This is a genomic window from Mucilaginibacter ginsenosidivorans (assembly GCF_007971025.1).
Taxonomy (GTDB): domain Bacteria; phylum Bacteroidota; class Bacteroidia; order Sphingobacteriales; family Sphingobacteriaceae; genus Mucilaginibacter; species Mucilaginibacter ginsenosidivorans.
Genome location: NZ_CP042436.1, coordinates 389,093 through 409,031, shown reverse-complemented (window position 1 = coordinate 409,031; position 19,939 = coordinate 389,093). Strand labels below are relative to the sequence as shown.

General features: G+C 47.3%; 16 protein-coding genes and 1 pseudogene. 12 read left to right on the top strand and 5 right to left on the bottom strand.

The window, feature by feature from the left end; all coding sequences use genetic code 11:
- Positions 1-188 precede the first annotated feature (188 nt).
- The 7 genes from FRZ54_RS01865 to FRZ54_RS01835 all read left to right on the top strand — a co-directional run bounded on the left by FRZ54_RS01865 (position 189) and on the right by FRZ54_RS01835 (position 8,462).
- Positions 189-965 carry a succinate dehydrogenase cytochrome b subunit gene (locus FRZ54_RS01865; RefSeq protein WP_147029956.1) on the top strand — a complete coding sequence of 259 codons (777 nt, stop codon included), beginning with the start codon at positions 189-191 and terminating at the stop codon, positions 963-965.
- Between the two features lie 100 nt (positions 966-1,065).
- Entirely contained in the window at positions 1,066-3,000 is a 1,935-nt protein-coding gene (locus tag FRZ54_RS01860; RefSeq protein WP_147029955.1) for a fumarate reductase/succinate dehydrogenase flavoprotein subunit, read from the top strand.
- 147 nt (positions 3,001-3,147) lie between these two features.
- Entirely contained in the window at positions 3,148-3,501 is a 354-nt protein-coding gene (locus tag FRZ54_RS01855; protein ID WP_147029954.1) for a four helix bundle protein, read from the top strand.
- Positions 3,502-3,628: 127 nt separating this feature from the next.
- Entirely contained in the window at positions 3,629-4,423 is a 795-nt protein-coding gene (locus FRZ54_RS01850; RefSeq protein WP_147029953.1) for a succinate dehydrogenase/fumarate reductase iron-sulfur subunit, read from the top strand.
- A 536-nt stretch (positions 4,424-4,959) separates the two neighbouring features.
- Positions 4,960-6,405: a circularly permuted type 2 ATP-grasp protein gene (locus tag FRZ54_RS01845; protein WP_147029952.1), complete on the top strand. Its 1,446-nt coding sequence runs from the start codon at positions 4,960-4,962 to the stop codon at positions 6,403-6,405.
- A 122-nt stretch (positions 6,406-6,527) separates the two neighbouring features.
- Positions 6,528-7,460, top strand: coding sequence for an alpha-E domain-containing protein (locus FRZ54_RS01840; RefSeq protein ID WP_147029951.1), 933 nt, complete (start codon positions 6,528-6,530; stop codon positions 7,458-7,460).
- A 24-nt stretch (positions 7,461-7,484) separates the two neighbouring features.
- Positions 7,485-8,462 carry a transglutaminase family protein gene (locus tag FRZ54_RS01835; protein WP_147029950.1) on the top strand — a complete coding sequence of 326 codons (978 nt, stop codon included), beginning with the start codon at positions 7,485-7,487 and terminating at the stop codon, positions 8,460-8,462.
- A gap of 3 nt (positions 8,463-8,465) precedes the next feature.
- Here FRZ54_RS01835 and FRZ54_RS01830 read toward each other — a convergent pair whose 3' ends face one another.
- From FRZ54_RS01830 to FRZ54_RS01815, 4 genes are all read right to left on the bottom strand, one after another.
- A complete protein-coding gene (locus tag FRZ54_RS01830; RefSeq protein ID WP_147029949.1) occupies positions 8,466-8,966 on the bottom strand; it encodes a TlpA family protein disulfide reductase in 501 nt (166 codons plus the stop codon).
- Positions 8,967-9,076: 110 nt separating this feature from the next.
- Complete coding sequence (locus tag FRZ54_RS01825; protein ID WP_147029948.1) at positions 9,077-10,093, bottom strand: Gfo/Idh/MocA family oxidoreductase; 1,017 nt, start codon at positions 10,091-10,093, stop codon at positions 9,077-9,079.
- A gap of 24 nt (positions 10,094-10,117) precedes the next feature.
- Entirely contained in the window at positions 10,118-12,556 is a 2,439-nt protein-coding gene (locus FRZ54_RS01820) for a zinc-dependent metalloprotease (protein WP_147029947.1), read from the bottom strand.
- Between the two features lie 179 nt (positions 12,557-12,735).
- On the bottom strand, positions 12,736-13,323 hold the full coding sequence (locus FRZ54_RS01815) for a DUF4142 domain-containing protein (protein ID WP_147029946.1): 588 nt from the start codon (positions 13,321-13,323) through the stop codon (positions 12,736-12,738).
- Positions 13,324-13,461: 138 nt separating this feature from the next.
- On the opposite strand from FRZ54_RS01815, the gene gcvH reads away from it, so the two are divergent.
- The 3 genes and pseudogenes from gcvH (at position 13,462) to feoB (ending at position 16,543) form a co-directional block, all read left to right on the top strand.
- The gene (gene gcvH, locus FRZ54_RS01810) at positions 13,462-13,842 is read left to right on the top strand and encodes a glycine cleavage system protein GcvH (protein WP_147029945.1); all 381 of its coding nucleotides are present in this window, start codon (positions 13,462-13,464) and stop codon (positions 13,840-13,842) included.
- Positions 13,843-14,204: 362 nt separating this feature from the next.
- Positions 14,205-14,420 carry a FeoA family protein gene (locus tag FRZ54_RS01805; RefSeq protein WP_147029944.1) on the top strand — a complete coding sequence of 72 codons (216 nt, stop codon included), beginning with the start codon at positions 14,205-14,207 and terminating at the stop codon, positions 14,418-14,420.
- A gap of 12 nt (positions 14,421-14,432) precedes the next feature.
- Positions 14,433-16,543: pseudogene (gene feoB / locus FRZ54_RS01800) on the top strand (ferrous iron transport protein B).
- 51 nt (positions 16,544-16,594) lie between these two features.
- On the opposite strand, the gene FRZ54_RS01795 reads toward feoB, so the two are convergent.
- Complete coding sequence (locus tag FRZ54_RS01795) at positions 16,595-18,049, bottom strand: aminotransferase-like domain-containing protein (RefSeq protein ID WP_147029943.1); 1,455 nt, start codon at positions 18,047-18,049, stop codon at positions 16,595-16,597.
- Between the two features lie 100 nt (positions 18,050-18,149).
- Here FRZ54_RS01795 and FRZ54_RS01790 point away from each other — a divergent pair, with 100 nt between their 5' ends.
- Together FRZ54_RS01790 and FRZ54_RS01785 are read left to right on the top strand one after the other, a co-directional pair.
- Positions 18,150-19,022, top strand: coding sequence for a Rid family hydrolase (locus FRZ54_RS01790; protein WP_147029942.1), 873 nt, complete (start codon positions 18,150-18,152; stop codon positions 19,020-19,022).
- A gap of 19 nt (positions 19,023-19,041) precedes the next feature.
- On the top strand, positions 19,042-19,923 hold the full coding sequence (locus FRZ54_RS01785) for a PhzF family phenazine biosynthesis protein (RefSeq protein ID WP_147029941.1): 882 nt from the start codon (positions 19,042-19,044) through the stop codon (positions 19,921-19,923).
- Positions 19,924-19,939: the final 16 nt, after the last annotated feature.

Genomic DNA, 19,939 nt, shown 5'->3' with positions numbered 1-19,939 from the left:
AAGAGGGTTGTTTGCGAACTGGCGCGCGACTATTTGACTCACCCGACCTACGCTACGCTGGGTGAGTCAAACCGCAGTGCAATTGGCAGTACTTATTTTAGAACGTTTCTAAATAAATGTTTACTGTGGCATTTCCCCGTCCTAATTATTATTTAATAAATACTTTTGCCGAATAAATCTAATTCATAATGAGCGAATTTAAGGAAACCTTTAACTCCTCGCTGGGAAAGAAACTCATCATGGCCCTTACCGGCCTGTTTTTGTGTACTTTCCTTATCGTGCATGTTGGCGGTAACGCGCTGCTGTTCAAAAATGACGACGGCTATGCCTTTAATATGTATGCTAACTTCCTGACGCATTTTCCGCCGATAGAAGTTATCGCCTATATATTATATGCCTGTATTTTGGTGCATGCCCTGTATGCCCTTATACTAACTGTAAAAAACCGCAGGGCGCGCCCGGTGGGCTATGCTGTAAAAGCATCGGACAATGCTTCCTGGTCGTCAAAGAACATGGGCCTTTTGGGCTCCATCCTGTTCCTGTTCATCGTCATCCACATGGGCGATTTCTGGTACCATTATAAGTTCACGGATGCGGTTCAGTTTAAGGAGTACCGCACCGATCTGTCGTCGGGCGTTACGCAATCGGTTGAATTTGTGCCTAAGTCGGCCGACTTTGAACATTCCATATCGACCGAGAACAACATCGAGATCGTAAGGGTGAAGGACCTGCACCTGCGTGTAGCTGCGAGTTTCGCAAACCCGGTATATGATATATTTTACGTGATAGCGATGGTGGCTGTATCGTTCCACTTGCTGCATGGTTTCCAGAGCGCCTTCCGTACATTGGGATGGACGCACCGCAAGTACACGCCGATAGTCGAATTTATCGGCACCTGGTTTTTCGCGGTTATTGTTCCGGTCGCCTTCGCGCTGATGCCGATCGTGTATTATTTTAAGAAATAGTTAGATTAAGTTGAATAAGTTGGACTAAGTTGATTCAGTTGTTAGTGAGAAAACCACTCACTTAATCAACCCAATCAACCACTCACTAAATATAAAAAACATGACTTTAGATGCTAAAATTCCTGCCGGCCCTTTAGCCGAAAAATGGAGCAAGCATAAGTTCAACCTGAAACTGGTGAACCCGGCCAACAAACGTAAATACGACGTGATCGTTGTCGGTACCGGTTTGGCAGGCGCTTCGGCGGCGGCTTCGCTGGCCGAGCTGGGCTATAATGTAAAAGCATTTTGTTTCCAGGATAGTCCGCGCCGTGCGCACTCTATTGCGGCGCAGGGTGGTATCAATGCGGCAAAAAACTATCGCAACGATGGCGACAGCGTTTACCGCCTGTTTTACGATACCATTAAAGGAGGCGACTACCGCGCCCGCGAAGGCAATGTTTACCGCCTGGCCCAGGTGTCGGTTAATATCATCGACCAGTGCGTTGCACAGGGTGTGCCTTTCGCCCGCGAATATGGCGGCTTGCTGGACAACCGTTCGTTCGGTGGCGCGCAGGTATCGCGAACTTTTTACGCCCGCGGTCAAACGGGACAGCAATTGTTGCTGGGAGCATATTCGGCCCTAAACCGCCAGATAAATGCCGGCAAAGTAAAAATGTATACCCGCACCGAAATGCTGGATGTGGTTTTGGTTGATGGCAAAGCTCAGGGTATAGTTACAAGGAATTTAGAGAACGGAAAAATAGAGACCCATTCGGGCCATGCGGTATTGTTATGTACCGGTGGCTACGGCAACGTGTTCTACCTGTCTACCAATGCCATGGGCTGTAACGTTACCGCAGCATGGCGGGCGCATAAACGTGGCGCCTATTTCGGTAACCCATGCTATACGCAAATTCACCCAACCTGTATCCCGGTAACGGGCGACCACCAGTCGAAGCTGACTTTGATGTCCGAATCGCTGCGTAACGACGGTCGTGTTTGGGCGCCGAAAACAGTGGAGCTTGCGCAGAAATTGCGAAAAGGCGAACTGAAAGCGGTCGATCTGAAAGAAGAAGACAGGGATTACTTCCTCGAAAGAAAATACCCGGCATTCGGTAACCTCGTACCGCGCGACGTGGCTTCGCGTAACGGTAAGGAAATGGTAGACGAAGGCAGGGGCGTAGGTTCTACCGGTATCGCCGTGTTCCTTGATTTTGCTGACGCCATAAAACGCCTGGGTGAAGATGCGGTGCGTGCCAAATACGGTAACCTGTTCGATATGTATTACCAGATCACAGATGAGAACCCGTACAAGGTGCCTATGCGCATTTACCCGGCGGTGCATTATACCATGGGTGGCCTGTGGGTTGACTATAACCTGATGACATCCGTACCCGGCTTGTACGCCCTGGGCGAGGCCAACTTTTCCGACCACGGCGCTAACCGACTCGGGGCATCTGCACTGATGCAGGGTTTGGCTGACGGTTATTTCGTTATACCATATACTTTAGGTGATTATTTGGCTACAATAGGACCTAAGCCAATAGATGCGAATAATCCAGCCTTCGCCAATGCCAAAAAGGACGTGGAAGAGCGCATCAAAAAGCTGCTCAGCCTGAAAGGCACCAAAACGGTTGACGAATATCACCGCGAACTGGGTCATATTATGTGGGAATACTGCGGTATGGCGCGTAACGAAGAGGGCCTGAAAAAAGCCAAGGGTTTGATACAAAACCTGCGCGCCGATTTCTGGAAGAACGCCATTGTGCTTGGTGAGAATGAAGAATTCAACTCGTCATTGGAAAAAGCGGGTCGTGTGGCCGACTTCCTTGAACTGGGCGAACTGATGGTAGACGACGCGCTGATGCGCAAAGAATCATGCGGCGGTCACTTCAGGATAGAATCGCAGACGGATGAAGGCGAAGCATTGCGCGATGACGATCATTTTGCATTCGTAGCCGCATGGGAATACAAAGGTGATAACCAGCCGGAGGAGTTACATAAGGAAGAACTGGTTTTCGAGAATGTTCATTTAACGCAGAGAAGCTATAAGTAAGATTTGAGATGTGAGATATGAGACGTGAGTTTTTGTTTGTTTTCAATTTGTTTTAAGTATTAAAAAAGAATTTTTGATGTATCGTCTTATATGAAATATTAAAGTTTTGTCTCAAATCTTAAATCTCATATCTCACATCTAAATAACATGAACAACTTAAAGGAGTTAAAAATTTGGAGCAAAGCAATCGACCTAACAGTCGATGTTTATAAGGCCACGTCATCTTTTCCGTCTGATGAGCGTTTTGGTTTGATAAGTCAGTCAAGAAGATCAGCCGTTTCTATCCCTTCAAATATTGCGGAAGGCGCTGGTAGAAATTCGAAAAAGGAGTTTGCAAATTTTTTAGGAATTGCAAATGGCTCGTCTTATGAGTTACAAACTCAGTTGGTGATCTCAAATCGATTGAATCTATTGGGTGATGAAGTGTTAAATGATTTATTAGGTCAAATTGATGAATTGCAGAAAATGAATTATGCATTTCAGCAGACGCTGAATAAATAGATATGAGATTTGAGTTTACAATCACATATCTGTCATGATTATTAATTTTTATGGATTTGACATTAAAAGATTCGACGACAGGCATTTGTCTCAAATCTCAAATCTCAAATCTCAAATCTAACGAAGAATGAGTAACGGAAACATGAACCTGACGCTGAAAGTATGGCGCCAGAAAAATGCGCAGACAGCGGGAAAATTTGTGACCTATAAGGCGGATGGTATTTCGCCGGATATGTCGTTCCTGGAGATGCTGGACGTGGTGAATGAAAGCCTGATCCACAAAGGCGAGGACCCGATACATTTCGACCACGATTGCCGCGAAGGTATCTGCGGCATGTGTTCGCTGTATATCAACGGCCATCCGCACGGACCGAAACGCGCCATCACTACCTGCCAGCTGCACATGCGCAGCTTTCATGACGGGCAAACCATCACGATTGAACCATGGCGCGCTGCACCTTTCCCGATCATTAAGGACCTTGCGGTCGACCGTTCTGCGTTCGACAGGATACAGCAGGCCGGTGGTTATGTATCGGTAAATACAGGCGGTGTTCCGGATGCTAACGAAATTCCAATCCCCAAGGTGATCGCCGACGAGGCTTTCAACTCAGCTACCTGCATTGGCTGCGGCGCCTGCGTGGCGGCTTGTAAAAATGCATCGGCTATGTTGTTCGTATCAGCTAAGATATCCCAGTTAGGCATGCTGCCGCAGGGACAGCCCGAACGTTACCGTCGTGTACAATCCATGGTGGCGCAAATGGACGAAGAAGGTTTTGGTAACTGTACCAATACCGGAGCCTGCGAAGCCGAATGCCCTAAAGAGATCAGCTTAACCAATATATCCCGCATGAATAACGATTACTTCAGCGCCAAGCTTTTCAGGCAGGAAGAGCTGCACGAGCAGGGGCACGGGGAAGGATAAACTTTAATGTCATTAATCCAAAGCTGACCCCGTAGGGGTCAAAGGTTGGTAGAAAATAAATTCCCCAAAAAAGCCGTGCCATCGGTACGGAACTTCGCGAGGTTGCGTACCGATGGCACGCTAACCTATTTAATAAATTGATTTTCTACCGACCTTTAGCACCTGATGGCGCTAATTGAGCATGCACCTTTTCTTGCCTCATGCTATTGGGGTAATTCACTCTCTATCTTAAGAATTTGAAGCCTCGCCGGAAACGTCTTACAAGTCCAGTTAAAAACACCTGGTTTCGCTATAAATCAAAATGCAATAGGGCGGTCACAACCTAAGCCTCATTTTGTTTTAGCATTTTCGTTAAAAATCTAACTATTTTTCAGCAATATATTTGATATTTAAACTATTTATATAATAAATTCATACATTTAAGCTATTATTTATGAAAATTTATTAAAAATCATTTGTTTTTTTGATCAAATACTTCATAAATTACATTTTTTTAGAAATAACTGATCAATTTATAATGTTTCAGAGAAGGAATTATGCAGGAATCAGGTTATTTTAATGATTACGACCCCATAAAAGGCACATGGGACGAGATGTACGAGCCGGAAGGTATCCGTTCGCATTACAGTAAAGTTATCGATTACCTGTCGAGGGAATCATCTGATGACCTGACCCGCAAGGAAGAACTGGCAAAAAGGCTGTTCATGAGCCAGGGTATTACCTTTACGGTTTACAGCAGCGGCGAGGGTATCGAAAAGATATTTCCCTTTGATATTATTCCGCGCATTATTACCGCTGATGAATGGGCATTCGTGGAAAAAGGCATCAAGCAGCGGCTTAAGGCGCTTAACCTTTTCCTGAAAGATATTTATAATAACCAGTTCATTGTAAAGGATGGTATAGTTCCCATCGACATTATCTACTCCTGCCCGCATTTTCTTCGCGAAATGTACCGTCTTGAGGTGCCGTACGATATTTATGTACACATTGCAGGCATCGACCTGATCCGTGATTTCGACGGTACATTTTATGTACTGGAAGATAACCTGCGCACGCCGTCGGGTGTGAGCTATATGCTGGAGAACCGGGAGATAACCAAGCGCCTGTTCCCCGACCTGCTGCCGCAATGCGGCGTACGCAGCGTGATGGAATACCCATCCATACTGTACAAGAACCTGCTGTCACTTTCGCCGCGGCAAACCAATAACCCGACCATCGTTTTGCTTAGTCCGGGTATTTACAATTCGGCCTATTTTGAGCATACCACCTTGGCCCGTTTAATGGGTGTTGAGCTGGTAGAGGGCCGCGACCTGGTGGTTAAGGACCAGAAGGTTTATATGAAAACCACCGTCGGGCTGCAGCAGGTTGACGTAATATACCGCCGCGTGGATGACGAATACCTCGATCCGCTGGTGTTTAACCCGTCGAGCATTTTAGGTGTGGCGGGTATCATGGGCGCATACCGTAAAGGGAACGTCGCGATAGTAAATGCCATTGGTAACGGCGTGGCCGACGATAAGGCGATATACATTTACGTGCCCGAGATGATCAAATATTACCTGAACGAGGAGCCTATATTGAAGAACGTGCCAACCTACCAATTGGGTAATGATGATGAACGTAAGCATGTTTTTGCGAACATCAATAAAATGGTGATCAAAAAAACCAACGAGAGTGGTGGCTACGGCATGCTGATGGGGCACGCAGCATCGGACGAGGAAATAGCAGCTTATAAAAAAGAGATACTGAAGGCGCCGCGCAATTTTATCGCGCAGCCAACCATAAGCCTGTCGGCAGCGCCGTGTTATATACAGGGTGCATTGCACCCGCGCAGGATAGATCTGAGGCCCTATGCCTTATGCGGCCCCGACGGGATCGAGATCGTACCGGGTGGATTGACGCGCGTGGCGCTGAAGGAAGGTTCGCTGGTGGTGAACAGCTCGCAGGGCGGAGGGAGTAAGGATACGTGGGTGCTTGCCTAAAGTGAAAGCTGAAAGGATAAATCTGCCTGCCGGCAGGCAGGGTCGAAAGGTTTTGTAGTTCGAAATAGATTAATAACTGGTATAAATTCGAAATTGAACCTTCGAAATTCGAAATAAAAGATATGTTAAGCAGGGTTGCAGCAAGTTTATATTGGTTAAGCCGTTACGTGGAGCGCAGCGACGGTATTTTGCGTATGCTCAAGATCAACTATGCATCATCGCAGGATACGGTGCAGGAGTTTACCTGGGAACCCGTGGTCCGCATATTTTCGGGACACGACGAGGAAACGGAGAAACTCGGCAACGACAGCCGGGCCGTTATCCGGTATATGGTAACCGGCAAGAATAATCCCAATTCGATCCTGAATATCATCACCTTTGCGCGCGAGAACGCCCGCGGCGTGCAGGAACACATCACCAAGGACCTTTGGCAATGCCTGAACGAGTATTATCATACTGTTAAGGACCCAAAACTGGACACTGCGCTGCGGAAGGACGACCCGATAACCGTTCTGGATATCCTGATCAAGCAGGTAATGCTTTATTACGGTACCGTCGAAATTACGATGGAACGCGGCGAGGGCCGTAGTTTTATGAACCTTGGGAAATACCTGGAGCGCGGCATACAATCCGTGGATATACTGGATACCAAATTCGGTTCGATAGACCACAACCCCGACCTGTTGCGCGATACCACTTACTGGAAACACTTATTGTTGTCGCTTGGCGGGTACGAGATCTACCTGAAAACTTACCGTACGGGTTTTGAGGCCGAGAACGTTTTGGAACAGGTTGTGCTGAATAACGATTTCCCGCGGTCGGTTATTTATGCCGTTAATCACATACAGCGTTATTTTGAACGGCTGAAGAGTGATAGTAACATGGACAGTTTCCGCCAGTTATCATTCTTTATCGGCAGGTTGCAGAGCCATATACGGTATAGTTCGGTAAAAACGATAGAAGATGAAGGTTTGCATACCTTCCTGACGCAGATACGAAGCCAGCTTTTTAGCATTGGCGATGCATTGAATAATCACTATTTTGCCAATTCCTGATAAACCTGTTGATATAATACCCGTATGCCTGATTTTAGAATTGAACATATTACCCGATATACCTATCCTGCCCCGGTGCGCGATAGCGCCAACCAGATCATCCTGTATCCTATAAAAGATATTTTCCAGGAGGTTACCAGGCAGGAACTTACCATAACCGGCGACCCCGTTATCGACACTTTTATCGACTATTACGGCAACGAGGTTGGCACCTTTACACACAGCGAGCCGCATACTTCGTTAACCATCAGTTCGAGGCTGTGGGTCACCACGCACCACAGGCAGTTACCGGGCAACGATATTTTCCCGGGGCAGCAATGGGAGGCATTGAAACACCTTGCACACATGGTGCCCTATATCGATTTTCTGAAACCGGAATATTTTGAAGGCGTGGATGAATTGCTGGCCATCGTCCAGGCTGAAAAATCAAAGGACGACACCCCGTACCAGGTTGCGCTGCGCTTTTGCCGGTATGTGTACGATAATTTTAAATACATAAAGGGTGTAACTACGGTTGAAACAACGATGGACGAGATATGGAAATTAAAGGCAGGAGTATGCCAGGACTTTGCCCATATTCTTACCCTCATGCTGCGCCTGGTGAATATTCCGGCGCGTTATGTAAGCGGGTACATTTGCACCCACCGGAATACCAACATGCGCGGCGAGGGAGCCACCCATGCCTGGGCCGAAGCCTATATACCCGACTACGGCTGGCTGGGCATCGACCCGACAAATAACTGCGTGGCCAACGAAACACACGTGCGGCTGGCAGTAGGCCGTAATTTTTTGGATTGCTCGCCTGTGCGGGGCGTTTATAAAGGATCGTCGGACCATGTGCTGGAAGTAGCCGTGTCAGTAGGGTACGAGGACGAGGTACACAGTTCTCATTCGGTACAGGAAGAAACTAAAACGCCGGAATTTAAACCCGTGGACGATCGCCCTAAAAACAGTTACCAGGTTTATATGGAGATGCTGCAGCAACAACAGCAGCAACAATAATGATCAGGATTTTTTTACCGTCTCGGCCAGGGTATCAATGCTCGGCGCCTTTTCAAAAGCCCTTACCAGCTTGCCGTTTTTGCCATAAATGGCAATATAAGGCGTGGTTGCCACATGATAATATTGCTGCACAAGGTACGTACGTGCCTCTGTACCTACAGTTATATTCGGGTATTTTTTCAGGTCGAAGTCGCGGTTAAAATTCCGGATCATCGCCAGCCTGTTGTAATCGGTAAAAGTTACCATCACGATCTGTGTGTTGGCAAATTCCTTCATTTTCGGCTTCATTTCGTACATCAGGTGCTGGCAGTGGCTGCAATCGGGCGAAAAATAGATGATCATCACCGGCTTATGCGCTTTCAGGTCCTTAACGGTGAACCAGGTGCTGTCGGCCTTCATTATTTTGAAAGGCGGTATGTTTTCAATGTTTTGAGCGGCCTTATTCTGAGCATTGGAACAACCTGCTGCTATGATCAGGCTAAAAAGGACAAGTAGTTTTTTCATTATGCGATAAAAGTAACAATTCTTATTGATGTGCAGATGTGCGAATATGCAGATGTGCAAATGATTTAGTGTTTTTATACACTTGATATCTGCATATCAGAAATCTGCTCCTAAGCTTCCAGCAATTCCATTTGCCAGGCAATATGTTCTTCGGTTATGGGATATAACGCATTATTCCTGATAGTCTGATAAACAGCTTCAAATAAATGTGAATAGTCGCCTTTTTCCGAAGAAATAATTTCTGTTGTTTTTTGGGTATCGGCGCCCACTGTCACCAGCAAGCCTTCTTCGCCGGCAGGCTCGACCCCATATTTGGGATCATCCGGCCGCATCATTTTGTCCAGTTGCGCCTCCTGCACATCCACCCGGTTTTTGAGGTAGCTGCCCAATGTGCCGTGTACCACGAAGGATGGTGTTGGCTGAGCAATGAGCAGGCCCGATGTAAGATAAACATTCAGCTGATGCGGGTATTCCAGGTGGAAATGGAAATAATCCGGCACTTGCGAATTTTCGCGGTAAATGCCGCTTGTCTTTTTAAACGAAAGCGGTCGCCCGAACAGGCTGATCGCCTGATCGATCAAATGCGGACCGAGGTCGTAAACCAGGCCGCTGCCGGGAGTGTTCTTTGTTTCCTTAAATACCTTCGGGCTCAATGCCGCTTTATACCGGTCGAACCGGAAATGCACCTCTATCAGTTCGCCCAGCCGGCCGCTTTCTATCACTTTTCTGACCGATGTAAAATCGCTGTCCCAGCGCCGGTTTTGATAAACCATGACGTGCTTCCCAACTTCCCTGCCCAGATCAAAAAGTGTTTTCACTTCTTTGGAGCTGGTGGCTATTGGTTTTTCGATCAACACATGCTTATTTGCTTCCAGCGCTTTCTGAGCCAGCTCGAAGTGGGTATAGGGAGGCGTATTGACGATGACGAATTCGATCTCCTTATCTGCGAGTAATTCATCAACGCTGTTGTAGCTTGTAATGCCCGGGTAATCAGCCGCGGCTTTTTTCTCATGCCGCTCAACCACCGCTTTCAAGTCAAAGCCGGGATGCAGGGCAACAAAGGGTGCATGAAATATCCTTCCCGACATGCCGTAAGCCATTAAACCTGTTTTGATCGTATCTGCCATAGTCAAAATTACTTATAGAAATATTTACATTCCGCAGCCAAAATCATCAGTCCCAATAGGCGAACCGTCGGGCATGTTTACAACCGGCGCGGGCTTAAATTTATCCGGGTTCTTTTCAAACTCATTAAGCTGTGCCAGGCCGAACAAAAGGCTGGCTTTCTGCTCGCCCCCGGAGGTTAGGACTGCTTTGCTCATCCATTTTTTCAATTCGGTGATCTGAAGCAGCGCCATCCCACGAACGCTTTCAGGCGCCGATGTTGTGGCGGCCAGCGTAAGCAGTTGCTTCAATGCCAGGTCGTTCACAAGCCTTTGCAGCTCGCCTTTGTAACCTGTTAATTGCGGAGCCTTCCAGGTTTGAGCCACCAGTTTATTTAATACAGCTTCGAGGCCCGGTTGTTTTTCGTCTCTCGCATGATACTCTACCAAACGCGCCGCGCGTTCGGGCTGCAGCATAAATTCAAGCGTATTGCCCGCGGCAGATTCGGCCGCCGACATCGGGTCGAAAGTTAACCCGGTGCGCGATTTAAATGTTTCCCTTGTCCGCGGGTAACCTATCGGCCGGGGAGGTATTTTTTCGATCAGTTTTTCGGGCAGGGCCAGCGCTTCGGGCGTAATGGTACCCATCAATGCGTTAAAAGCTTTCCATTGTTCGGCAGGCGGAACAAATCTGGTAACGGTTTGCCCGTCGTTTTTTATAGCAAAGGTATAATACAAACCACCGAGCATTTTCGAGGCCGCTTCAACCTGGTAACGCTGCACCAGGTACATGGGCACCAGCACTTCCTCGATAGTGGCCATCGGGGCATCCTGCCGTATGGCCTTTTCAGAGAAATTGTCAAGCACATGTTTCCGTATCACCATCAGGCGGTTCAGCTCATCGGCGGCATTGGTTCCTGCATCCCACAAATGGGCCTGCGGGTGCGCGCTTCCGGCAGGTCGGGCGTCATCGTCCGAAATATATAGATAACCCTCTTTTAAAGTTTCCACCATGATGTTTTTTAGCGCTTCGTCCTCGTTTGTTCCCGCCGGAAAATCCTGGTAACCAAACAGTATTGCGCGCTTATCCCATCCGCCAATACCCGTCGCGTAAGCATTTGACAGGTCGATGGTGCCGTCCGTATTCAAACTGAAAACAGGCGGCGGATAGTCCATTACCGATGCCCGGTTATTTACGCTTGCCGTAAAATTATGCTGCAATCCCAAGGTGTGCCCAACCTCGTGCGCCGCAAGCTGGCGAAGGCGGGCCAGGGCCATTTTCATCATTTTATCGCTCACGGGTTTGCCATCCTCGTAAGGTTGCACCAATCCTTCCGCGATCAGAAAGTCCTGTCTCACCCGCAGCGACCCCAAACTTACCTGCCCCTTGATAATCTCGCCGGTGCGGGGATCAAGTATGGATTCGCCGTACGACCAGCCGCGGGTGGAGCGGTGAACCCACTGGATAAGGTTATACCGGATGTCCATCGGGTCGGCATCTTCGGGCAGCAGTTTTACCTGGAACGCATTTTTATACCCGGCCGCTTCAAAGGCCTGGTTCCACCACGAAGCGCCTTCCATCAACGCCGAACGAACAGGCTCCGGGGCGCCACGGTCGAGGTAATAAACTATTGGTTTTACAGGCTCACTCATGGCAGCATTAGGATCCTTTTTTTCGAGCCTGTGCCGCGCTATAAATCTTTTTACTATCGGTTCATCTATAGGCGTTGCATAGTCCATATATTCATTGTCGTAATAACCCGAGCGCGGGTCGAACTTACGGGGCTTATAGTTATTGTCGGGAAGCTTAATAAAGGAATGGTGCATCCGTACCGTTACATAATTTGCATCGGGTGTTACCGACCTGATCTCGGAGCCTATGCCTGTTCCGGCTAAGGTAATAATGGCCTCGAACTCGGTATTTTCAGGAAAGCTTTTGGTATTGGGCAGATAGATGGCCGAACGGGAGTCGTCGGCATGATAATTTCCCTGGTTGCTGTTGCCCAGTTTGCGCGCTATCTGGTGACTGTCGCGAAGCAGAAAATTGGTAATATCTATCAAAACCCTGCCGCTATCCTCAGCTTCCACTTTAAAACCCCATATCACCGACTGCGCGAACGCCTCCTCAACCGATTTCCGCTCATCCGGGTTGCTGCTTACCGCGCGGTAGCTGTAGTTGGGCTGTATAAGCAACACTTTATCGCCGCTGCGGATGAATTTTACAATGCGCGAATCGCCTATCTGCCCGCGATCCAGCCCCAGGTCGTTCGAGCCGACCCCGGCGGGTAAGGAGTTAACGTATAAAAACTCGTCATTCAGGCGGTCGACCTCCAGTAAAACCTGACCAGTTTTCTCGTTCCAGTAAAAATTAAAGTAGCCGCTGTATTTGCTCAGCCCTTTGGTTTTGGATTCGATATCGTTCGGTTTTTGTGCTTTGACGATTTGAAAGGAACAAACAAGCAACAGGAACAGGCTGATTTTTTTCATAATGTTTTAGTTTAAGCGGATCAGTAAGCTTACGAAAAGCTGCACCTATAAGTGCTCCCTAAATTGCGATATTTTGCCGAATAAAACAGGTTGTTTTTTGACACTTAGCGGCAAGGGCATAAAAAAAGACCGGAGCTGACCCCGGTCTCTTTAATGAACAATGTCTTTAATGCTTTTATTTATTTCATGCTGGCTTTTATGGCCTTGATAGAATCCAAATGCATTTTCAATGTAGGCAGTGTGTTTGTGGCGAACGCTTTCAGATCGGCATCCTTGCAATTCTCCGATGCATCGGTAAACAGTTTGACTGCTTTCTCGTGACCGTCAACCATGGCGTCGACATATGCTTTATCAAAATCCTTTCCGGATTTTTTTGACAGATCGTCTATCGCTTTCTGCGAATCGGCGTTTGGCGCTGCAGGCAGCGTAATGTTTTTTGTCTTAGCTAAAGCAGCTAATGCCTCCCCGGCTTTGGTATGATCGGTAACCATCATATCGGCAAATCCCTTAACGCGACTATTTGCTGCTTTTTGCTCCGCTACTTTCCCTAAAGTAACTTCAGTCATCCCGTCGTTGGCGGCTGTTGTAACAAATTTGGCATCGTTCTCATCAACTGCTATGCCGCCGGTAGCCGCAGCATTCGTCGATGTATCTTTGGTCATGTTGGCGCTGTCGGCGCTGTCTGTGGAGTCTTTGGCTTTGTTTTGACATGCCTGGAAGGCAAATGCCGTAAAAACTACCATCATTATTAAGCTTAATCTTTTCATAGTGAATGTTTTTAATTGATATTACATTTACTTAACAATACCTTTTAGTTAAGGTTTTTTCTTTTTTGGTAAGACTTTTTTTAGGTTTTTCTTCAGTAAAGTTTTACTATTTTTGAGACTCAAAAAAAACGGAGCAATATGAATTTTCCTGCTGAACTTAAATACACTAAGGACCACGAGTGGATAAAAATAGAAGGCGACACTGCCACTGTTGGCATTACTGAATTTGCCCAGGGCGAACTGGGTGATATTGTATATGTTGACGTTTCTTCGGTAGGAAAAGAGGTGGCCCGCGAAGAGGTTTTTGGCACCGTTGAAGCTGTAAAAACGGTTTCGGACCTGTTTATGCCGCTTACCGGAACGGTAACAACGCTTAACCCTGCATTGGACAGCCAGCCCGAACTGGTTAACACCGACCCATACGGCGAAGGCTGGATGGTGAAAATAACTATTAAGGATGCTTCGGAAGTTGACGGCCTGCTTTCGGCAGATGCTTATAAAACCCTCATCGGGGTTTAAATAACCGGTAAAGAAATTGTCAGGCCCGCAAAACGGGCCTTATTTTTTTGCATACTTTTGAATAGCAGGAAACAAAGCCGTACATATTTGCCGTATACAAGACAATAGAAAGGAGACAGGCATGAAAAAAATAAAGTATCTATTATTGGCCCTTGCAGTTACCGGTCTTTCATCGTGCGGCATATTTAAAAAGGACTGCCATTGCCCGCATTTCAGCCGAAATATCTCCCCTGTAAAAACTGCGAAACAGGTTAAATACGTATAATTCTAACAACATTGTAAAAAGTGACGAAGATCACTTGTTCTTATTTGGATTTAATTTAAATAAGGTATACATTTGTTCAGTTATAAAGAATAAGGACATGAGACTTTCACAACTTGAGGTAGGGGAAACAGGTATAGTTAAGGAATTTACCGATTTGGAAATGTCGGTAAAATTGATGGAGATGGGTTGTTTACCCGGTGAAGAAGTGAGGGTTTCGCGGATTGCCCCCCTTGGCGACCCGATAGCCATACATGTTTCGGGCTACCAGTTAAGTTTACGCAAAAGAGAAGCCTCGACCATCATCCTGCAGTAGTTTTGTTAACAAGTGAACATTGATCTGAAAGTCGCGCTTGTAGGCAATCCAAATACCGGTAAATCAACGCTTTTTAATGTCTTAACCGGGCTCAATCAAAAAATAGGCAATTTCCCGGGGTTACCGTCGATAAAAAGACAGGTATTTGCGATCTGCCCGACGGGCGTCACGCGCAAATTATCGACCTGCCCGGTACCTACAGTTTATATCCCAAAAGCAGGGACGAATCCATTGTTTTTTCTGTATTAGCCGACCGGTCGAACGCACTGCGACCTGATCTTGTTGTGGTGATATTGGATGCCTCGAACCTGAAGCGAAATCTCTTACTCTACACCCAGGTAGCTGACCTGAAGATCCCCGTCATCGTTGCCCTCAACATGATGGACCTGGCGAAGAAATCAGATATCAGTATCGACGTTGATGCCTTTGCCCAAAAACTCGGCGTGCCGGTGGTGCCAATATCGGCAAGAAAGATAGAAGGTATCGATAAATTAAAGCAAGCCATCGCTTTTGCCAATAAAATTGCCCTGCAGGAAGACACCATTGATGTGGAGGCACTTGCCCCGCAATTGATAGCACAGATAGGGAAAGAGATAGAAGTTGAGAACCCTTATTTCGCCCTGCAACTGGCACACCAGCACGAGACGCTTACTTTTCTGACACCATCGCAAAGCGACCGTATTGAAGAGTTGGAGCACGAATTCAGCTTTCATTCGCAAAAGGCACAGGCATCGGAAACAATTGCACGATACAATTTTATCAACGACCTGCTGTACGACACGGTTACCAAAAAAGAAACCGCGCACGACCAAACCATCAGTAATAAGATCGATAAGATACTAACCCACAAAACGTTCGGGTTTATTATATTTTTTGCTATCCTACTATTCATTTTCCAGTCGATATTCGCCTGGTCGGCTTACCCTATGCAGCTGATAGCCGATTTTTTTGTTTGGCTGCAGAGCAGTTTACATAGCCTGCTTCCGTCAGGCCCGGCAACCAGCCTTATTGTTGATGGGGTATTAGGCGGCCTTAGCGGCGTAATGGTTTTTATCCCGCAGATCGCTATCCTGTTCGGTTTTATTTCGATACTGGAAGATACCGGCTACATGTCGCGCGTGACATTTATGATGGACCGCATTATGCGTAAGGTTGGTTTGAACGGTAAGTCGGTAGTGCCGCTAATTGGCGGTTTTGCCTGCGCGGTGCCATCCATTATGAGTACCCGGAACATCGAGAACTGGAAGGACCGGATGATTACCATTATGGTGACGCCGCTGGTTACCTGTTCGGCGCGTTTGCCTGTTTATACCCTGCTTATCGCTTTGGTGGTGCCTGACCGCAATGTGTGGTGGATATTTAATATGAAGGGATTGGCGCTTACCGGCATGTACCTGTTCAGCCTGGTATCGGCGGTCACGGTAGCGTTTGTGATGAAATTTATTTTGAAGGCCCGCGAACGCGGCTATTTTATTATGGAACTGCCGGTTTACCGTATGCCCCGCTGGAAAAATGTGGGTCATTCCATGTACGACAGGGCCAAAGCTTTTGTACTGCAGGCCGGGAAGGTGATCATTGCCGTTTCGGTGATATTGTGGGTACTGGCCTCATACGGTCCCGGCGACCGCTTCCAGCGCATCGAAGAGAAATATAAACAGCCGCAGTATACCCAGCATTTAAATGCAGTCGACCTGAACCATGCTATCGCTTCGGAAAAACTCGAAAACTCGTATGCAGGCGCTTTGGGTCATGCAATTGAACCGGTAATAAGACCGCTTGGGTTCGACTGGAAAATAGGTATCGCGCTAATTACCTCATTTGCCGCACGCGAAGTTTTCGTGGGGACGATGGCAACCATATACAGTGTGGATGGCGATGCTGAAAAGATGGAATCCGTTCAGCAGAAAATGCATACCGCTAAAAACCCTGATGGTACGCCGGTGTTTACCGCGGCTGTAGCTTTCTCGTTAATGATGTTTTATGCCTTCGCCATGCAGTGCGCCAGCACGGTGGCAGTAGTTTACCGCGAAACAAAAAACTGGCGCTGGCCGGCGGCGCAGTTTGCCTACATGACGGGACTTGCCTATGTGGCGAGTTTTATAACCTATCATTTATTAAGGTAAAAGGATAAAGGCTAAAGGGCAAAGGTTTTTACTTTAATTTGTTTAAAAGTATCAGAGATGTTTGTTTTGCCCATGGCCCCTTTGCTTCCCAGCTTGCAACCTGAATAGTTCCCCAAGCCTGACTAAAGCATTTTCTGTTTTGGTGTCCCAAAGCCGGCAAAAGCTTATGCGCAGGTAATTTTTGTAATCTCCCTTTGCCGAAAAAATTTCACCCGGCGCGTAGCTTATGCCTTGTGAAAAAGCCTCGTCCTGCAAGTTTACAGTATTGATTTCAGGTGAAAGTTCGGCCCATATCACCAGTCCGCCAAAGGGCGAGCTGATCTTGGTATCACCAGGGAAATGCTTTTCTATAAGATGGATGGTCCGTAACATGTTCTTTTGGAGCTCGACCCGGTACTTTTTCAAATGCCTGTCATACAACCCTGAGGCCAATAGCTGATGCAGCGCCCGTTGGGTGAAATTACACACCGGCCCGTTGTGCATCGATTTAAGCCGTGCCACTTCGTAAGCAAACCTGCCCGGTGCGCACCAGCCGATACGGAAACCCGGAACCAGCGACTTTGAGAACGAGTTGCAATACATCACCCATCCATCCTTATCGTAGGTTTTTATGGTATCCGGGCGATTCCCGCGAAAAAAGATGTCGCCGTACAGGTCGTCTTCTATCACCGGCAATTTTCTAAGGTTGGCCAGCTCTGCCAATCGGCGTTTTTGACCGCTATTCAGACACGCCCCATCCGGGTTGTTAAAATTTGCAACCAGCACACAGGCTTTTATATCAAACTTATCGCAGGCTGCTTCTACAACGGCTACGTCGATACCTGTATCGGAATGGCAGGGGACGGTTACTACTTTCAGGTTCAGGTATTCGAGGGTTTGCATAATGCCGTAATAACAGGGGTCCTGCACCAGGATAGTGTCGCCTTCTTTGGTTATTGCTTTAAGGCAAAGTATCACAGCCTCCATAGCACCATTGGTTATAACCAGGTCATCGGCGTGTAACGAGCCATTCCAGGCAAACGATCGTTTGGCTATCTCTTCGCGCAGCTTCAAATTTCCTTTACGCTCTTCGATGGCCAGGTAGCTGCCACTGATATCCCTCGAAACGGTTTGCAAAGCACGCTTAATGCCGTTGAATGGCAACAGGCGATGATCGGGAAGTGCGTTGGCGAAGGAGACAAAATCCCTCCCGGTACCGTCTGCCCTGAGCTTCTGCAAAAGGCCGTCGATACGGACCGTTCTTTCGGATAACGACGCCGGTATGGTTTGCGGCGACGCAAGTTTGCGCCCGGACCCGTAGCTAACAAAATACCCTGATTTTTCGCGCGATACGATCAAGCCCTTATTCACCAGGTGATTAAATGCCTGCAATACAGTGCCTATGCTGATCCCGTTTTCTCTGTGCAGGCTGCGCAGCGAAGGCAATTTGTCGCCCGCTTTATAGACATCGTCCCCGATCATTGAGGTAATCTTATTTGCCATAGCAAGATATATCGGCTCTTTCATTGCATTAAAATCTGTTACAGTAAAATATTCAAATTTTGTATCTGTTATATATTTTCAAAACTAAGCAATTTTGTTGCGGATATAAAAGAGATAACAGATAATGAAAAAGATACTTTTTGCCTGCTTATCCATATTAACAGTTTCAATACAAATAACAACAGCACAAAAGATGAGCACCACCCAAACGGAAGAATCTGAAAAAATTGTCAGTGCATTTTTCGAGGTAGTCAGGTCGGGCAGGGAACCCGATAGGGCAGCGGAGTTTATGGCCGATACCGTCCTGGCTCATCAAATGAACTCGGAGAATCCGGAAGTTGTAAAACGCAGCCCGCAAAACTATGCGGATCACGTTAAGGAGTTCCTGGCCTTGTATGGCCGGTACGACCTGGAGGTGACCGAATTGATAGCCAACGGTAACAAGGTGTACGCCCGATGGAAGCAAACTGGAAAACACCTGCAGGATATTGACGGGCATAAGGCGACAAACCTACCCTTGACGGAAATTGGAAGCGCCGTATACCGCATAGCAAATGGGAAGATAGCTGAGTATTGGATACAACTGGACCGTCGGGGATTTGAGTTGCAGCTCCAGCAAAACGAGAAGCAGGCAATAACAGATCACTCGGACAAGCTGCCATTTTCGGACGCCGTTGGCACAGGCGGTACGGTATACATATCCGGACAAATTGGTACAAACGGCGCCGCCCACTTAGCCGGCCCTGATTTTAGTGCGGAGGCCGGCCAGGTGATGAAAAACCTGGGTGATGTACTAAAAGAGCATAATCTAAGCTATAAGGACCTTGTAAACGTTACCATCTATCTAACCTCGATGGACAATTATAACGCGACAAACGAGGTGTACAAGAAATATTTTAACGGACGCTTCCCGGCAAGGGTATGCATCGCAGTAAAAGAATTGCCTATGAACGCCCGCATCGAAATTGCCGGCATCGCCCAAAACAGATCTTATTAAAACTATAGAAGCAGGTATTATGAAAACGCTACCCTATTATCACGTCGACGTTTTTTCCGACAGGCCTTTTTCGGGCAACGGGCTTACCGTATTTACGGAATCCGAAGGACTGAGCAAAGAGGCAATGCTGAGACTGACTCAGGAAATGCGGCAGTTTGAAAGTATCTTTTTACAGCGGATAGAAGGCACCAAAGTGAGGGCCTATATTTTTACGGTGGGAGAAGAATTGGATTTCGCCGGGCACCCTGTGCTTGGCGCTGCCGCAACCTTGCACGATCTTTATTATCCCGAAAAACAAAAAGCCGAATGGGAATTCGTTTTAAATAAAAAGACGGTGCAGGTGACCACTGAAAAAGGAGAAGGATCCTTTAAAGCAACGATGAACCAGGGGCGGGCCGAATTTGGCAAAGAACTGGGCGAAACCGAAACGGATTGGCTGATGGATGCCATCAGTTTAAATAAGGATGATCTGTATGAAGGTTGCCGGCCGGTTATCGTTTCAACAGGGCTGCCTTATCTTATTGTTCCCTTGCGGCGGAACGGTTTGCAGGCAAAGATAAGGGTCAATGACCTGGAAGAAAAGATCAGGCAGCTTGGGGCGATGTTTGTCGGTATACTGGACATTCCAACACTGACCATTCGGACATGGGACAACCTCGGTTCGGTGGAAGATATTGCTACGGGCAGTCTTGCCGGCCCCTCGGGCGCTTACCTGGTTAAAAAAGGATTCCAAAGTTCGGGTACGCAAATACAGTTGAACCAGGGAGTGCATCTCGGCCGACCGAGCCAGCTTTTTGTAAAAACAGGAATGAGTAGCGGAGAATTATCCGATGTATATGTAAGCGGCCATGTATACAAGATATCGCAAAGTATTTTGCTTGCCGCAAAGTATCTTTTTTAAGCTTAAAGCGGAAGGA

Bases quoted from the DNA above. Each gene is read 5' to 3' on its own strand.
- FRZ54_RS01865 (WP_147029956.1), top strand. From the start codon at position 189: ATGAGCGAATTTAAGGAAACCTTTAACTCCTCGCTGGGAAAGAAACTC.
- FRZ54_RS01860 (WP_147029955.1), top strand. From the start codon at position 1,066: ATGACTTTAGATGCTAAAATTCCTGCCGGCCCTTTAGCCGAAAAATGG.
- FRZ54_RS01855 (WP_147029954.1), top strand. From the start codon at position 3,148: ATGAACAACTTAAAGGAGTTAAAAATTTGGAGCAAAGCAATCGACCTA.
- FRZ54_RS01850 (WP_147029953.1), top strand. From the start codon at position 3,629: ATGAGTAACGGAAACATGAACCTGACGCTGAAAGTATGGCGCCAGAAA.
- FRZ54_RS01845 (WP_147029952.1), top strand. From the start codon at position 4,960: ATGCAGGAATCAGGTTATTTTAATGATTACGACCCCATAAAAGGCACA.
- FRZ54_RS01840 (WP_147029951.1), top strand. From the start codon at position 6,528: ATGTTAAGCAGGGTTGCAGCAAGTTTATATTGGTTAAGCCGTTACGTG.
- FRZ54_RS01835 (WP_147029950.1), top strand. From the start codon at position 7,485: ATGCCTGATTTTAGAATTGAACATATTACCCGATATACCTATCCTGCC.
- FRZ54_RS01830 (WP_147029949.1), bottom strand. From the start codon at position 8,966: ATGAAAAAACTACTTGTCCTTTTTAGCCTGATCATAGCAGCAGGTTGT.
- FRZ54_RS01825 (WP_147029948.1), bottom strand. From the start codon at position 10,093: ATGGCAGATACGATCAAAACAGGTTTAATGGCTTACGGCATGTCGGGA.
- FRZ54_RS01820 (WP_147029947.1), bottom strand. From the start codon at position 12,556: ATGAAAAAAATCAGCCTGTTCCTGTTGCTTGTTTGTTCCTTTCAAATC.
- FRZ54_RS01815 (WP_147029946.1), bottom strand. From the start codon at position 13,323: ATGAAAAGATTAAGCTTAATAATGATGGTAGTTTTTACGGCATTTGCC.
- gcvH (WP_147029945.1), top strand. From the start codon at position 13,462: ATGAATTTTCCTGCTGAACTTAAATACACTAAGGACCACGAGTGGATA.
- FRZ54_RS01805 (WP_147029944.1), top strand. From the start codon at position 14,205: ATGAGACTTTCACAACTTGAGGTAGGGGAAACAGGTATAGTTAAGGAA.
- FRZ54_RS01795 (WP_147029943.1), bottom strand. From the start codon at position 18,049: ATGAAAGAGCCGATATATCTTGCTATGGCAAATAAGATTACCTCAATG.
- FRZ54_RS01790 (WP_147029942.1), top strand. From the start codon at position 18,150: ATGAAAAAGATACTTTTTGCCTGCTTATCCATATTAACAGTTTCAATA.
- FRZ54_RS01785 (WP_147029941.1), top strand. From the start codon at position 19,042: ATGAAAACGCTACCCTATTATCACGTCGACGTTTTTTCCGACAGGCCT.